At 55.2% G+C, this 15,986-nt stretch carries 16 protein-coding genes; 2 read left to right on the top strand and 14 right to left on the bottom strand.

Annotated elements, in window-relative coordinates; all coding sequences use genetic code 11:
* Positions 1–2: 2 nt before the first annotated feature.
* The 3 genes from gntK to JK231_RS16245 all read right to left on the bottom strand — a co-directional run bounded on the left by gntK (position 3) and on the right by JK231_RS16245 (position 2,551).
* Positions 3–539: a gluconokinase gene (gene gntK, locus JK231_RS16255; protein WP_034826988.1), complete on the bottom strand. Its 537-nt coding sequence runs from the start codon at positions 537–539 to the stop codon at positions 3–5.
* A 140-nt stretch (positions 540–679) separates the two neighbouring features.
* The gene (gene gntR / locus JK231_RS16250; protein WP_097118929.1) at positions 680–1,675 is read right to left on the bottom strand and encodes a gluconate operon transcriptional repressor GntR; all 996 of its coding nucleotides are present in this window, start codon (positions 1,673–1,675) and stop codon (positions 680–682) included.
* Positions 1,676–1,855: 180 nt separating this feature from the next.
* The gene (locus JK231_RS16245; protein WP_097118928.1) at positions 1,856–2,551 is read right to left on the bottom strand and encodes a pirin family protein; all 696 of its coding nucleotides are present in this window, start codon (positions 2,549–2,551) and stop codon (positions 1,856–1,858) included.
* Between the two features lie 363 nt (positions 2,552–2,914).
* Here JK231_RS16245 and JK231_RS16240 point away from each other — a divergent pair, with 363 nt between their 5' ends.
* Positions 2,915–3,406, top strand: a complete 492-nt coding sequence (locus JK231_RS16240) for a GNAT family N-acetyltransferase (RefSeq protein ID WP_058960055.1) — start codon at positions 2,915–2,917, stop codon at positions 3,404–3,406.
* A 67-nt stretch (positions 3,407–3,473) separates the two neighbouring features.
* Here JK231_RS16240 and ggt read toward each other — a convergent pair whose 3' ends face one another.
* The gene (gene ggt, locus JK231_RS16235; RefSeq protein ID WP_211729068.1) at positions 3,474–5,225 is read right to left on the bottom strand and encodes a gamma-glutamyltransferase; all 1,752 of its coding nucleotides are present in this window, start codon (positions 5,223–5,225) and stop codon (positions 3,474–3,476) included.
* Between the two features lie 202 nt (positions 5,226–5,427).
* On the opposite strand from ggt, the gene JK231_RS16230 reads away from it, so the two are divergent.
* A complete protein-coding gene (locus JK231_RS16230) occupies positions 5,428–5,706 on the top strand; it encodes a DUF2756 domain-containing protein (RefSeq protein WP_211729067.1) in 279 nt (92 codons plus the stop codon).
* Here JK231_RS16230 and ugpQ read toward each other — a convergent pair.
* From ugpQ to JK231_RS16180, 10 genes are all read right to left on the bottom strand, one after another.
* A complete protein-coding gene (gene ugpQ, locus JK231_RS16225) occupies positions 5,703–6,446 on the bottom strand; it encodes a glycerophosphodiester phosphodiesterase (protein WP_097118925.1) in 744 nt (247 codons plus the stop codon). The genes JK231_RS16230 and ugpQ overlap by 4 nt on opposite strands.
* Positions 6,443–7,516, bottom strand: coding sequence for a sn-glycerol-3-phosphate import ATP-binding protein UgpC (locus JK231_RS16220; protein ID WP_058960051.1), 1,074 nt, complete (start codon positions 7,514–7,516; stop codon positions 6,443–6,445). Before JK231_RS16220 ends, ugpQ begins: the two co-directional genes overlap by 4 nt.
* Positions 7,517–8,362, bottom strand: coding sequence for a sn-glycerol-3-phosphate ABC transporter permease UgpE (ugpE, locus tag JK231_RS16215; protein WP_034827014.1), 846 nt, complete (start codon positions 8,360–8,362; stop codon positions 7,517–7,519).
* Entirely contained in the window at positions 8,359–9,246 is an 888-nt protein-coding gene (gene ugpA / locus JK231_RS16210; RefSeq protein ID WP_034827026.1) for a sn-glycerol-3-phosphate ABC transporter permease UgpA, read from the bottom strand. Before ugpA ends, ugpE begins: the two co-directional genes overlap by 4 nt.
* Positions 9,247–9,307: 61 nt before the next feature.
* Complete coding sequence (ugpB, locus tag JK231_RS16205; RefSeq protein ID WP_211729066.1) at positions 9,308–10,624, bottom strand: sn-glycerol-3-phosphate ABC transporter substrate-binding protein UgpB; 1,317 nt, start codon at positions 10,622–10,624, stop codon at positions 9,308–9,310.
* A 328-nt stretch (positions 10,625–10,952) separates the two neighbouring features.
* Entirely contained in the window at positions 10,953–11,666 is a 714-nt protein-coding gene (gene livF, locus JK231_RS16200) for a high-affinity branched-chain amino acid ABC transporter ATP-binding protein LivF (protein WP_034827030.1), read from the bottom strand.
* Position 11,667: 1 nt separating this feature from the next.
* Entirely contained in the window at positions 11,668–12,435 is a 768-nt protein-coding gene (livG, locus tag JK231_RS16195) for a high-affinity branched-chain amino acid ABC transporter ATP-binding protein LivG (protein ID WP_034827032.1), read from the bottom strand.
* Positions 12,432–13,703, bottom strand: a complete 1,272-nt coding sequence (locus tag JK231_RS16190; RefSeq protein ID WP_097118924.1) for a high-affinity branched-chain amino acid ABC transporter permease LivM — start codon at positions 13,701–13,703, stop codon at positions 12,432–12,434. Before JK231_RS16190 ends, livG begins: the two co-directional genes overlap by 4 nt.
* Positions 13,700–14,626, bottom strand: a complete 927-nt coding sequence (gene livH, locus JK231_RS16185) for a high-affinity branched-chain amino acid ABC transporter permease LivH (RefSeq protein WP_034827036.1) — start codon at positions 14,624–14,626, stop codon at positions 13,700–13,702. Before livH ends, JK231_RS16190 begins: the two co-directional genes overlap by 4 nt.
* 157 nt (positions 14,627–14,783) lie before the next feature.
* Positions 14,784–15,911, bottom strand: a complete 1,128-nt coding sequence (locus JK231_RS16180; protein WP_045815772.1) for a branched-chain amino acid ABC transporter substrate-binding protein — start codon at positions 15,909–15,911, stop codon at positions 14,784–14,786.
* Positions 15,912–15,986 lie beyond the last annotated feature (75 nt).

The following is a 15,986-nucleotide window of genomic DNA, read 5'->3' as shown; positions in this document are numbered from 1 at the left end:
TACTAACCCTTGTTGGTTGCTTCCTCAATGGTCGCAACCGTGGCCGCAACGACTTCATCCAGTGAATGATTGATATCAACCACCAGTACATCGGGCTCGTCAGCCCCAGGCTCTTGCAAGGTCTCAAACTGCGTCACCAGCATCTGCGGCTTAAAGAAGTGACCTTTACGTGCTTTCAGACGCGATTCGATGGTTTCGAAATCGCCCTTCAGATAGATGAATTTCAGGTTTTGGTTGCCCTGTCGCAGGATGTCGCGGTAGGACTTTTTCAGCGCCGAGCAGACGATAATCGAAATAGCCTGGGTGCGCTGCATGGCGAAGGCGGCATCATTCAGCGCCTGCAGCCACGGCTGGCGATCGTTATCATCCAGCGGATGACCGTCGGCCATTTTCATGATGTTGCTACGTGGATGCAGGAAATCGCCATCCAGAAATGCCGTGCTCAACTGATGAGAAACCTGATTAGCGACGGCAGATTTTCCGCTGCCGGAAACGCCCATCAGGATAAAGACGTGGTGCGATGGAGATGGCGTGGTCATGGTTTTGCGCTCCGGCAGGTTGCCTGCCAATGTTACCGATAACAAATTTGATTATCATTTTCGGAGCCCACTGCGGGACTGGCAACCCTTGTTAGGTGGAAAAGCACGAAAGTGTGAACTGACTCAAATAATCGCCAAAATCAGATGCTGCCACCTTCTGCAATTTCAAACCCGACATCCAGCGGCTCGGTCACGCTGCGGTCGCCGCCAATGCGCGCCAGCAGCATCGCAGCCGATTCGCGTCCCATGCGCTCACGCGGGGTCAGCACCGTGGCCAGGCGCGGCGTGACCACTTGCGTAATATCGTGGCCGTGGAATCCGGCAATCGCCATTTGCGCAGGTACGTTTAACCCCTGGCGCTGGCACTCAAACATCGCGCCGACTGCCAGGTCATCGTTGGTACAAAACAGGCTGTCGGTTTCGGGATAGCGTTTCTGCGCCTCGCATAGCAGCTGCGCACCGGCGCTGAAGGAGGAAGCATCTTCCATCATCACGCTGTGCGGCGTGAGCCCGGCTTCACGCATCGCCTTTTCGTAGCCCTGCTGTTTTTGCAGGGTACGCTCATCCAGACGTGCGCCGAGGTAAACGGTGTGGCGATGTCCTTTTTTCAGAATAGCATGCGTCATCTGCCGCGCCGCTTCGACGTTATCGAAGCCCACCGCCATATCGAGACACGGCGTGACTGAGTCCATCATCTCAATCACCGGAATACCCGCCACTTCCAGCATGCGCAGTGTGCCGGGCGTATGGGTGCGTTCGGTGAGGATGACGCCGTCGATGTTCCAGCCGAGCAGCGATCGCAGCTGTAGCTCTTCTTTGTCCGCGTTGTAGCCAAAGTGCGCCACCAGGGTTTGATAGCCGGCCTCATCGGTGACGGTTTCAATGCCGCGTAACACGTCGGCGAACACCTGGTTGGTGAGCGAAGGCAACAGTACGCCGATAGCGCGACTGGTCGCATTAGAGAGCATATCGGGGGCACGATTGGGGATATAACCGAGTTCATCCAGTGCGACGGCGATCTTATCGCGCAGCGCCGCAGAGACCTGATCGGGGTTTCGCAGGTAGCGACTGACGGTCATTTTTGTGATGCCGACGCGATCGGCAACGTCCTGTAGTACCGGCCTTTTCTTCTTCATCGTATGCGCCTGAGGTCAGAGATACGATGAGTCTATCATTTTTTTGTCAATTTCAGGCTTTGCGGAAAACCATGAATACCCGCTCTGATTTTGTGCACATCGGTACGCACCCAACGAAAAGTCGGCAAAAAATGCAAGGTCGCCATAGAGGGCAACCTTGCACGATTTATTGACAGGCTGTTACACCGGCGGCAGATCAAACAGCAGAATCTCTGCATCGCTGTCAGCGTTGATGGTCAGCGCGCTTTCATCCCAGATCGCCAGCGCATCACTGGTACCGACCTGTTCGCCATTCACGCTCACCAGACCTTTTACCACCTGAATCCACACACGACGACCCGCTTCGACAGTCACCGCGTCGGCTTCGCCCTTAGCAAACACCCAGCGCGACAGGGTCATGTCCTGGAACACTTTCAGCGATCCTTCACGCTCATCCGGGGACAGGACAAACTGGCGACCTTTCACATCCTCGAAGCGGCGCTGCGCATAGCGTGGCTCAATGCCTTTGCGCTCTGGAATGATCCAGATCTGATACAGATGCAGCGGATCTTTATCACTGGCGTTGTACTCTGAATGGCGCACGCCAGTACCGGCGCTCATGATCTGGAACTCACCTGCCGGGATCTGCTCTTTGTTGCCCATGCTGTCTTGATGTTCCACGGTGCCAGACAACACATAGGTCAGGATTTCCATGTCTTTATGCGGATGGGTACCAAAACCCTGGCCGCCATCAATCACGTCTTCATTGATAACGCGCAGTGCTGAGAAGCCCATGAAGTTGGCGTCGTAGTAATCGGCGAAGGAAAAGGTGTGCCAGCTGTCGAGCCAGCCGTGGTTAGCGTGACCGCGTTCTTCTGCTTTGCGTAAGTAGATCATGTTCAATTCTCCTCAATGTTTTTTACAGTGTGTGCCTGAGAGAGATTGATTGATAGCTGAAAAACTTCACGCCTCTGTTCAAAAATGCTGAACGTTTTGGTGGTGATCGGACAATGAGGATGAAAGAGGCAAATAGCAGGCAAAAAAAAAGCCAGCACCCGAGCTGGCTAAGAAACACTGGAAGCAATGTGAGCAATGTCGTGCTTACCCGGTAGTCAGGAGACGTTCCCGGTCCGCATGACAATAATAATCATTATCATTCGCGTCTGTAAACCCCTTTTGAGAATTATTTTCGATTGACGACTTGCGAGAATTCCTTGATGTTAAAGGGGATTTTATTCACTTTGCACAAGGAGTCGCTTTATGAGTCAGATCGTCATTCGCCACGTAATCCCAGAAGATGCTGCTGCACTAACACGTCTCTACAGCCAACCGGAGACGCAGGCGAATACATTGCAACTGCCACACCAGTCACCCACGCTATGGCAGGAACGCCTTAGCAATCCACGTCCGGGTGTGCATATGCTAGTGGCAATGATTGACGATCAACTGGCTGGGCAAATCACGCTAGAAGTGCAATCTGTCGCACGACGTCGCCATGCCGCTACCTTTGGCATGGGCGTTGATCCCGCCTTTCACCGTCGCGGCGTAGGCTCGGCGCTGATGGCCGCGATGATTGACCTGTGTGACAACTGGCTACAAGTGACACGAATCGAGTTAACCGTGTTCGCTGATAACCATAAAGCGATGGGTCTTTATCAGAAGTTTGGCTTTGAGATCGAAGGGACGGCGAAGCGTTTTGCCATGCGCGACGGCGAGATGATTGATACGCATTACATGGCGCGATTGAAATAACTTGCGCAATGAATCGCGCCGCTACAACTCGTACTGAGGCGGTAGCGGCGCACTTTATTACGCTAAATTAATACCCGGCACTCAAATCATCCACCGAGCGCGGATCCGAAGCACCATAGCGCATGCCATCCGGCCCAATCATAATGCTCTGCGTGCTGCCCATTGCGGGCATCACTTTCACATGCTGACCTTTAGCTTCCAGCAAACGCAGCGTATCCGGGCTAAAGCCTTTCTCCACGCGTAGCTGATCCGGCAACCATTGATGGTGGAAACGCGGCGCATTGGTCGCTTCCGCTACGTTCATACCGAAATCGATACTGTTCACCACCATTTGCAACACAGTGGTGATAATACGGCTGCCGCCTGGGCTACCCGTTACCAGCCAGGTTTTGCCGTCTTTGGCGATGATGGTCGGTGACATCGACGACAATGGGCGCTTAGCCGGTTGCACCGCATTCGCTTCGCCACCCACCAAACCATACACGTTCGGCGTACCCGGTTTGGCGGAGAAGTCATCCATCTCGTTGTTCATCAGGATACCGCTCTGCCCGGCGACAATGCCGCTACCGAAATAGGTGTTCAGCGTGTAGGTCACGGCGACCGCATTACCGTCTTTATCCACCACCGAGAAGTGCGTAGTCTGGTTGCTTTCGTATGGCTCAAGCTTACCCGGTTTGATTTCGCTGGAAGGACGCGCTTTGTTGACGTCAATCTGCTGCGCCAGGGTTTTGGCGTAAGCTTTGCTGGTCAACGCCTGCTGCGGCACTTTGACGAAATCCGGATCGCCAAGGTATTCCGAACGATCGGCATAGGCGTATTTTTCCGCTTCCGCCATCACCTGCATAGCGTCCGCACTGCCAAAGCCCCACTTCGCCAGATCAAAGTTTTCGAGGATATTCAGGATCTGCACGATGTGAATCCCGCCCGATGATGGAGGCGGCATTGAGAACACCTCATAACCACGATAGGTGCCGCTGACCGGTTTACGCTCTACCGCACGATAGGCGGCCAGATCCGGTTTGCCAATCAATCCGCCATGCTGTGCCATTTCTCCAGCGATCTCATCGGCAATTTTGCCTTTGTAGAACGCATCCGGCCCTTGTTGAGCAATCAGTTGCAGGCTGTGCGCGAGGTTTTTCTGCACCAGACGCTCACCTTTTTGATACGGCTTGCCGTCTGCCTTGTAGAAAATCGCCCGGCTGTTGTCGTGATTGATCAACGTCTCTTTGCCGTAGGTCGCCAAATCGTCCGCCAGCGCATCGTTAACGATGATGCCCTCACGCGCTAGCTTAATCGCCGGAGCCAGCAGTTTACTCAGCGGCAGCGTACCGTATTTTTGTGCCGCCAGCGCAAAACCAGCAACAGTGCCCGGTGTGCCCGAGGCTAAATGGGACGTGAGCGACAGTTTAGGGTCAGCATTACCCTGCTTATTGAGGAACATATCGCGTGAAGCACGCGCCGGCGCCATTTCACGAAAATCGATCGCCGTGGTGCGTCCCGAGGCGGTACGCAGCATCATAAAGCCACCACCGCCGAGATTACCGGCTTGTGGATGAGTGACGGCTAATGCGAAGCCCACTGCAACGGCCGCATCCACGGCATTACCGCCCTGCTTCAGAATATCGACGCCCACCTGGGTGGCTATCGCATCCACCGACGCCACCATACCGTGCTGCGCCTTCACCGGATGGAAGGTGTCACTGTCCACGCCGTATGACACCGGTGGCGCGCTAGCGGGCGCGGAAAACGCCCCCTGTACCACGGTAAAACTCATCAATAATGCCCAGCCAACCAGACGCACGCTGCCCTTTAGTCTCATTTGCGATCTTCCTTTGCGATTATTTACATTTGTTATTTTTTGATGCAAGTGTTTGCAAACACGATAAAAAGCGTAGCAGTAAGCCAAATTCGGCGCACTCCTGGTTCAGGACTTTGTGACATCGCATAAACTTATGACAGCAGCCTTGGTTGCCATATTGATGGCGACAGCACACAGCAGGCTGCATTAATGGAGGAAGACCATGAAAAAATGGCTAATCGTTATCGCTGCGTTGCTGCCGTTAAGCAGCATGGCAAATATGCTGAACAGCACAAATGACCCGAACAAGCCTGGCTATAACCCGAGCCAGCAGCGCATGCAGTCGCAAATGCAGACTCAGCAGCAACAACAACAGTTGAAGCTGAAACAGGATCAGCAGCAGCAGAATCAGGAGTTACAGCGGAAAATGCAGGAGCGAAGGGATAGCGCCCAGCAGCGCGTGATTCAGCAACAGCCGGGCCAGCAGCAAAACCAGAATTAACGGAAGTCGGGACCGATAATGTCGATGCGGTCAGTACAGATGGCATCGACGCCCCAACTCAATAGCTCGCGCGCCCGCGCGGGCTGATTCACCGTGTACACCAGAATATGCAATCCGGCGGCTTTCAGCTGCGCGGTGCGTTCGGCATCCAGCAGTTTGTGATTGAGATGGATGGAGACGCAACCCAGTGCACTCGTCAGCGCCTGCCAGTCATCGTGCCACTCATCCAGCAATAATCCGCGTGGCAATTCAGGCGCCGCCTGCATCGCTGCTTCCAATGCTTCATAAGAGAAGGAAGAGAGTAGCGGCGCCGTTTGCCCCTGCCACAGTTCGCGCGCGGCCAACGCCACATCGCGTCCGGTTTCCACCTCTTTGCCGGTGGTCGGCTTGATCTCAACGTTCGCCATCATCTGATGCTGGCGGCAGCGATCGGCCACGTCACGCAGCAGTGCCAGCGGCTCGCCTTCATACTCACGGCTGTACCAACTGCCCGCATCCAGCTGCGATAGCTTACTCCATGAGAGATCGCCCGCCACACCCCAGCCGTTGCTGGTGCGATCCAGCGTATCGTCATGCAGCAGGAACACCTGTTTATCATCCGACAGCTTGGCATCAAACTCGATCATGGTATGACCGTACTGCGCACCGACATCTATCGCCGCCAGCGTATTTTCCGGTGCCAGTTTACCGCCGCCGCGATGGGCGACGATCTGTGGGTATGGCCAATTTTCTACACTCATTCCAGACGCTTTCCATGGGTTGAATCGAAGAAGTGTAACGCATCTGGCGGCAGTTGCAGCCATAAGGTGCTGCCCGATTGCGGACGTTCACTGTGCGGCAAACGCACCACCAGACGGGTATTACCGATGCGGCCGTGCGCGAGATTATCCGCACCCAACATCTCCAGCGTATCGACCACTAATGGAATGCCGCCCGCTGCTTGCGAGCTGAGCACCAGATGCTCAGGACGGATGCCCAACGTAAGGGGACGATTCGCCCACTTCGCTTTGCTCTCGCCCAATGGCAAGCTATTAAGCGCATCGAGCGTAAAGCGCGTGCCGTCGCTGTTGATCTGGCCTGGCAGCAGGTTCATTGCCGGCGCACCGATAAACGACGCCACAAACTGGCTCGCCGGACGCTCATACACTTCCACCGGCGTGCCGACTTGCTCGACTACACCTTTGTTCATCACCATCACGCGCTGGGCCAACGTCATGGCTTCTACCTGATCGTGCGTCACATACAGACTGGTGGTTTTAAGGCGACGGTGCAGTTGTTGCAGCTCAAGACGCATCTGCACACGCAGGCGCGCATCCAGGTTCGACAATGGCTCATCGAACAGGAACACCGCTGGTTCACGCACGATGGCGCGGCCCATTGCCACACGCTGGCGCTGTCCACCGGAAAGCTCACGCGGACGACGTGACAGCAGGTGATCCAGCTCCAGACTGCGCGCCGCTTCCATTACGCGTTGATCGATCTGCTCTTTACCCATGCCGCGAATTTTCAGGCCATAGGCCATATTCTCACCCACGGTCATGTGCGGATAAAGCGCATAGTTCTGGAACACCATGGCGATGCCACGATCTTTCGGTTCCATGTTAGTGACGCGTTTGTCGTCGATGTAGATATCGCCGGAAGTCACACGTTCAAGGCCAGCCACCATGCGCAGCAGCGTCGACTTGCCGCAGCCGGAAGGGCCCACCATCACCATAAATTCGCCATCGTTGATGGTGATATTCAGTGGCTGAATGATCTGATTTTTGCCGTCATACGATTTGGTGACGGTCTGAAGGGTTACGCCTGCCATTTATTTATCACTCTCCACCAGGCCACGCACAAAGGCACGTTGCATCACGAGTACCACCACCACCGGTGGGATCAGGGTTAATAACATTGCCGCCATCACTTCGTTCCACTGCGTCGGCCCACCGCTGGTGTTGATCATACTTTTCACCCCGGCGACCGCCGTGCTGAGACTGGGATCGTTGATGATCAACAGCGGCCACAGATACTGGTTCCAGCCGTAGATAAAGGTGATCACGAACAGCGCCGCGAGGTTGGTCTTTGACAGCGGTAAAACGATATCCCAGAAGAAGCGCATCGGGCTTGCACCATCAATACGCGCCGCTTCAATCAGCTCATCGGGCAGCGACATAAAGAACTGGCGGAACAGGAAAGTCGCCGTTGCTGAAGCCATGAGCGGCAGGGTTAAGCCACTGTAGCTGTCGAGCATGTGCAGGTTTGAAATCACTTCTACCGTCGGGAAGATACGCACTTCCACCGGCAGCATCAGGGTGATGAAGATCAGCCAGAAGAACAGCGAGCGCAACGGGAAACGGAACCACACCAGCGCAAACGCGGAGAGCATCGACACCGCGATTTTACCCACCGTGATGCCGAGCGCCATGATCAGGCTGTTGAGCATCATCATGCCAAAGGCCGGACCGCTGCCGTTGACGCCCTGGGTCCAGATGCGCGAAATGTTGTCCCACAAATGTGTGCCGGGCACTAAGGTCATTGGCACCTGATACACCGCTTCGTTATCCAGCGTGGCGGCGACTATCGCCACGTACAGTGGGAACAGAATGGTCAGGACACCGAGCACCAGCAGGGTATGGCTGAAGATGTCCAGCCCGCGTCGATTCTCAATCATTGGTATTGCACCTTACGCTCGACAAAGCGGAATTGCAGGATCGTCAGGCCAATCACCAGCAGCATCAGCACCACGGATTGCGCGGCAGAGGACGAGAGATCCAGACCGGTAAAGCCTTCGCGATAAATTTTGTAGATCAGCGTGGTGGTGGCCTGCACCGGCCCACCGCCAGTCGCGGCATCGATCACCGGGAAGGTGTCGAAGAAGGCATACACCAGGTTGACCACCAGCAGGAAGAAACTCACCGGGGTGATCAGCGGCAGTGACAGATTGAAGAAGCGACGCACCGGTCCAGCACCGTCTATCGCCGCCGCTTCCACCAGCGATTTGGGGATCGACTGCAGTGCGGCAAAGAAGAACAGGAAGTTGTAGCTCATCTGCTGCCAGATGGATGCCAGCACGATCAGGAACATCGCCTGACCGCTGTTTTGCGCGTAGTTCCAGTTATAGCCAATCTGGTTCAGCAGATGGCTGAACAGGCCGAGGCCAGGGTTGAACAGGAACATCCACAGCACGGCAGCGACCACCGGTGCAACGGCGTAAGGCAGCAGCAATAGCGTTTGGTACAGTTTTTTCAGACGCACCACGTAGTCGACCAGAGCCGCCAGCAGCAGCGAGAAGGTCATGCCGCACACCGTAACCAGTGCGCTGAATTCGATGGTGGTCCAGAAAGAGTCGAGGTAATAGCTGTCGCTGAACAGGCGTTTGAAGTTATCCAGCCCGACGAAGGTGCTGGAAATACCAAAGGGATCGATGCTTTGCAGCGAATACCACAGCGCTTCACCGGCCGGCCACAGGAAGAAAATAGCGGTAATCACCAGTTGTGGTGCCACCAGCAAATAGGGCAAAAAACGGGAGCGAAAAACAGGGCGTGATGAGGACATAGCAGACTCGCCAAAAGAGAAATCGGGGCTGACGCCATGCGCCAGCCCCGAGACAACGGAATTACTTCACTTGCTGTTCAAAACGACGCAGCAGTTCGTTTCCGCGCTTCACAGCGTTATCCAGTGCAGCTTGTGGCGCCTGTTCGCCCGTCCACACGCCTTCCAGCTCTTCGTCCACAATGGTACGAATCTGTGGCATGTTGCCCAGACGCATGCCTTTGGTGAACGGCAGTGGATCTTTGTTCAGCATCTGACGTGTGGCGATGTCTGCGCCTGGGTTCTTGTCATAGAAGCCCTGTTGCTTGGTCAGCTCATATGCAGCAGTGGTGATTGGCAGGTAACCGGTCTTCTGGTGCCATTCTGCGGCGATTTCTGGCTGAGCCAGGAACTTCATGAACTCGGCTACGCCCTTGTAGGTGTCGGCATCTTTGCCTTTCATCACCCACAGGCTCGCGCCGCCGATGATGGCGTTCTGCGGTGCGTTAGGCACAGTTGAGTCATAAGGCATCATGCCGACGCCGAAGTTGAATTTCGCGTAATGCTTGATATCCGCCAGAGAGCCGGAAGAAGCCGTGGTGATGCCGCAATCGCCGTTGTAGAACTTCGCGGTGGATTCATCTTTACGACCGAAGTAGGTGAAATCACCCTTCTTGTTCATGTCTTCCAGCATCTGGATGTGGCGCACCTGAACCGGCTTGTTAAATTCCAATACCGCATCGGTACCGTCAAAGCCGTTGTTTTTGGTGGCAACCGGCAGTGCATGCCAGGCGCTGAAGTTTTCGATTTGAATCCAACCCTGCCAGCCGCTGGCGTAACCACAAGTCATGCCCGCTTTACGCAGTGCGTCGGCGTCTTTTGCCAGTTCCTGCCAGGTTTTAGGCGGCTGGTCTGGGTTCAGACCGGCTTTCTTGAACGCATCTTTGTTGTAGTACAGCACTGGGGTTGAGCTGTTGAACGGCTGAGAGATCAGCTGGCCATTGCTGTCGCTGTAATAACCTGCAACCGCTGGCACGAACTGTTTTGGATCCATCTGCACGCCCGCGTCTTTAAACACGTCATGCACAGGCACGATAGCTTTTGAAGCCATCATGGTCGCCGTACCCACTTCGTAAACCTGCAGAATCGCCGGTGCTTTACCGGTACGCACAGCAGCGATACCCGCTGCCAGGCTCTGCTCGTAGTTACCTTTGTAAGTCGGTACGATTTTGTATTCTGGGTGAGCCTGGTTAAAACGTTGTGCCAGAGAATCGACTTCTTTGCCTAACTCGCCTTCCATTGAGTGCCAGAAAGGAATGTCAGTGGCAGCCAGCGCGTTACCACTGAGCGCCAGACCAAGCAAAACACTCATCAGGCGGGGACGAAGCGTAAAAGCGGACATAAGTTTTTTCCTGTGCTGTTAGGTACGCGCGATATCACGCATTTTTTTGTTCGCGAAGTAACATGACACGGGGAAATGACGGATTAATAACAGGTTTATGACGGGAATGTGACGGAGATTGCGCGTATTAGAAAGTTTAAAGTGGCACAAGTTATCTCAAACTTGAGCCACTGTTTAGACCGCCAGCGTTGCAGTCAGACCGCACCTTCTATCAGACCGTCGGCGGCGCAGCCAGATTGCGGGCGGACAGCGCGCAGCCACCGGAACGTACACGTAGTACGTGAGGATAGCGAGCACTGCCCAACCGCAAGCTGGCAAGCCAGCCAGGTCAGGCACCGAGGTAAGCGCTGCGTACCGCTTCGTTGGACAGCAACGCTTCACCACTGTCTTCCAGCACCACATGACCGTTCTCCAGCACGTAGCCGCGATCGGCGAGCTTCAGCGCCTGGTTGGCGTTTTGCTCCACCAGGAAAATGGTCATGCCCTCTTTACGCAACTGTTCAATCGTATCGAAAATCTGCTGAATAATAATCGGTGCTAAACCTAAAGAAGGTTCGTCGAGTAACAGCAAACGCGGCTGACTCATTAGCGCACGACCGATCGCCAGCATCTGCTGTTCACCACCGGACATGGTGCCCGCGCGCTGCACTTTACGTTCAGCCAGACGCGGGAACAGCTGATAAACCCGCTCAATGCGCTCCTGATACTGCTGGCGCGTGGCAAAGAAACCGCCCATCGCCAGGTTCTCTTCCACCGTCATCCGGGAAAACACGCGGCGGCCTTCCGGCACAATCGCAATCGCTTCACGCATGATTTTGGCGGTTTGCCAGTCAGTGATCTCTTTGCCGTCGAAGATAATAGTGCCACTGGTGGCACGCGGTTCACCGCACAGGGTGCCGAGCAACGTGGTTTTACCTGCGCCGTTAGCCCCAATCAGGGTGACAATTTCACCCTGACTGATGTGCAGGTTGATGTTGTGCAGTGCCTGAATCGGGCCGTAATGGGCACTCACCCCTTGCAACGTTAAAATTGGGTTTGCCATATTACGCCTCACCTAAATAAGCACGGATCACATCCGGATTGTTACGCACTTCTTCCGGCGTACCGTTAGCCAGCGGCGTCCCCTGGTTCACCACATAAATGCGGTCAGAAATGCCCATCACCAGCTTCATATCGTGTTCGATTAACAGTACCGAGACCTTATGCTCACCGCGCAGTTCGGCAATCAGTTCGTCCAGTTCGTGGGTTTCGCGTGGGTTAAGTCCTGCGGCAGGCTCATCCAGCATCAGGATTTCCGGACGCGTCACCATGCAGCGCGCAATCTCCAGACGACGCTGCTGGCCGTAAGCGAGGTTGCCCGCCTGGCGATTGGCCAGCTCCAGCAGGCCGATGCGATCCAGCCAGGTGGCAGCACGATCCAGCGCTTCACTCTCCCCGCGACGGAACGCCGGGGTTTTGAACAGGCCGGAGAACACGCCACTTTTCAGATGCTGATGCTGCGCGACCAGCAGGTTTTCAATCACCGTCATCTCACGGAACAGTCGCACGTGCTGGAAAGTACGCACGATGCCCATACGCGCAATCTTCTGGCCTGGCTGGCCCTGCAACTCCTGATCGCGCAGTTTGATGGTACCGCCGGTCGGCTTGTAAAAACCAGTCAGGCAGTTGAACACCGTGGTTTTACCGGCACCGTTCGGCCCGATCAGTGACACGATTTCCTGGGGATGCAGTTCCAGCGCCACATTGTTGACGGCCAACAGCCCGCCAAAGCGCATCATCAAGCCTTCAACGGCTAACAAAGGCTGACTCATGCCTGCTCTCCTTGTTTACTGCTTTTCAACTTCAGGTGTGGACGCTTCATCGGCAACAATCCTTGCGGACGCCAAATCATCATCAGCACCATCAAACCACCCAACACCAGCATGCTGTACTCGTTCAGATCACGCATCAATTCGCGCGACACCACCAGCAGCACGGCCGCGAGGATCACCGCAAACTGCGAACCCATGCCGCCCAGTACCACAATCGCCAGCACAAAGGCTGATTCGACGAAGGTGAAGGATTCCGGGCTAACAAAACCCTGACGTGCGGCAAACAGCGTGCCAGCAAAACCGGCGAACACGGCACTGATAGTGAAAGCGGTCAGCTTGATGCGTGTTGGGCTGAGCCCCAATGAACGACAGGCGATCTCATCTTCACGCAGCGCTTCCCACGCGCGACCCAATGGCATACGCAGCAAACGGTTAATCACGAACAAGGTCAGCACCACCAGCAGCAGCGCCACCAGATAGAGGAAGATGACACGATGATTCGGATCGTACTGCAGGCCCGTCAGCTCATGGAAAGTGGTCCAGCCGCCTTCACTGACGCGACGCCCAAACTCAATGCCAAACAGGCTTGGTTTAGGAATCTGCGCGATACCGTTTGGACCGCCGGTAATAGAAGTGCTGTTGAGCAGCAGAATACGCACGATTTCACCGAAGCCGAGCGTCACAATCGCCAGATAGTCACCGCGCAGGCGCAGTACCGGGAAGCCGAGCATCAGGCCAAACGCACCTGCGACAATCCCCGCCAGCGGCAGGCTTTCCCAGAAACCAAAACCGTAATAGTGATTGAGCAGCGCGAAGGTGTAAGCGCCGATGGCATAGAAACCACCGTAGCCCAGCACCAGCAGACCAGACAGGCCGACCACCACGTTGAGGCCGAGACCGAGCATCACGTAGATCAGCGTTAATGTGGCGATATCGACACTGCCGCGCGACACCAGAAACGGCCACAGCACCGCAGCAGCAATCAACAGCGCCATCACCAGCTTTTGCTTTGGCGTCGAACCATCGAAGCCCGGCAGCACAAAGCCTTTACCGCTGCGTTTTAACTTGCCATGGAACACCGGGCGCAGCAGCTGGAAGACAAAAACCACCGCACAGCCGATGAAAATCCAGTTCCAGCGCGCCGCGCCAGCGTTAGCCACCACCAGTTTGGTGCCATCAAGATCAAGACGGACGCCCATAAAGAAAGTGGCGAGAATCAGTAACATCACCGTTGAAATCACGGCGTTGACCAGACCGAGGCGTTTCATACTTTCTCTACCTCCGGACGGCCCAGAATGCCGGTCGGCATCACCAGCAGCACTACAATCAGCAGTGCGAATGACACCACATCTTTGTATTCGGTCGACAGATACGCCGAGGTCAGCGCTTCAGCGATACCGAGCACCAGACCACCAATCATCGCGCCCGGAATACTGCCGATGCCGCCCAGTACCGCAGCGGTAAACGCCTTCATCCCGGCCATAAAGCCGATGAACGGGTTGATCGAGCCATAAAACTGGCCCAGCAGCACGCCCGCCACCGCCGCCATCGCCGCACCAATAATGAAGGTCAGTGAAATCACGCGGTCAGTATTAATCCCCAGCAGACTGGCCATTTTCAGGTCTTCCGCACAGGCGCGGCAGGCGCGGCCCATACGTGAATAACGAATAAACAGCGTCAGGGCCAGCATCGACAGGAAGGTCACGACCCAAATCACCAGCTGCATGGTGGAGAGCGTGGCAGCAAAGCCGTTGCTCTCGCCCAGCGTCCACTGGCCGGTAATCAGGCTTGGCAACGCCAGATCGCGCGAACCTTGCGTCAGACTGACGTAGTTCTGCAGAAAGATCGACATCCCAATAGCCGAAATCAGCGCGATCAAGCGCTTAGAGGAGCGCACGGGTTTATACGCCACGCGCTCAATGCTCCAGCCGTAGGCGCTGGAGATGATCACCGCCATCACGAACCCGGCGGCAATCATCAGCCACGTGGTATCGATACCCATCATCATCAGGGCGGCAATCACAATAAAGGAGACATAACTGCCGATCATATACACCTCGCCATGGGCGAAGTTGATCATGCCGATGATGCCGTAAACCATGGTGTAACCAATGGCGATCAGCGCGTAAGTGCTCCCGAGGGTGACCCCGTTGAACATCTGCTGAATGAAATAGAGAAACTGCTCGGACATAGTGAGGACCTGCATGTGGACTAAAAATCCCCTCTCCCTTTTGGCAGAGGGTTAGGGTGAGGGAACAGGCGCGCGGGATCCCATCAAGACGGTACGCGCTGTCCCTCCCCCAGCCCTCTCCGGCAAAAGAGAGGGCCAATCTATTTAAGCTTGGGAATTACTTAACAGCGGTAGAGGAACCGTCTTTGTGCCATTTGAAGACACCAAATTCGAAGCCCTTCAGGTCGCCTTTCTGATCCCAGTTCAGGTTGCCCATCACCGTTGGAACCGCTGCGCCCTCTTTCAGGTTTTTAGCAATGGCATCTGGCTCAGCGCTCTTGCTACGTTCAATACCGGCCACCAGCGACTGAATGGCCGCATAGGTGGTCCAGACGAACGGACCGGTTGGATCTTTACGGTTAGACGCGGTATTAGCTTTGATGGCTTCAACAATCGCCTTGTTCTCTGGCAACTGGTCATAACGTTTCGGCAAGGTGACGTACAGGCCTTCAGATGCATCACCGGCGATGTTAGACAGTGAGGCGTTGCCTACACCTTCTGGACCCATGAAGCCAGCAGTCAGACCGGCTGCTTTTGCCTGACGCAGAATCTGGCCCAGCTCTGGGTAGTAGCCACCGTAGTAAACGAAATCGACGTTTTCTTTCTTCAGACGCGCAATCAGCGTAGAGAAATCTTTATCGCCCGCGGTGATACCTTCGAACAGCACCACATTGCCGCCTTTGGCTTTCAGGGTTTTCTGCACCGATTCGGCCAGTCCCTGACCGTACTGCTGCTTGTCATGCACCACAGCGATACGTTTTGGTTTGATCTCATTGAGAATGTAAGTTGCAGCGGTTGGACCCTGATCGGAATCCAGACCGGTAGTACGCAGCACATCCGCATAGCCACGCGCGGTCAGCTCTGGTGCGGTTGCCGCTGGGGTGATCATCAGAATGCCTTCATCGTTATAGATGTCGGAAGCAGGCTGAGTAGAAGAGGAGCACAGGTGGCCGATCACATACTTGATGCCGTCGTTAACCACTTTGTTGGCCACTGCAACCGCTTGTTTCGGGTCACAGGCGTCGTCATATTCCACGCCAACCAGTTTGTCACCGTTCACGCCACCTTTGGCGTTGATGTCCTTAATGGCTTGCGCTGCACCGGTGAACTGCATATCACCGTATTGTGCAACCGGACCAGTTGCTGCGCCAACGATGGCAATCTTGATATCTTTCGCCAGTGCCGCGTGGCTCAGCGCCAGCGCAACGCAACCCGCCAGTAATGCGCGTCCTTTACTCATTTTCATGCGAACTTCCCCATCTGTTGTGTCGTGTGTCGTTGTGTTTGGTTTATTTTCTGCCAGTCAAAGAGGAAAACTGAT

It is taken from the genome of Pantoea sp. JGM49 (genome assembly GCF_018257655.1).
GTDB classification, from domain to species: Bacteria; Pseudomonadota; Gammaproteobacteria; order Enterobacterales; family Enterobacteriaceae; genus Pantoea; species Pantoea communis.
Note: the sequence above shows the minus strand (reverse complement) of the source record. Positions and strands in the feature narration are given on the sequence as shown.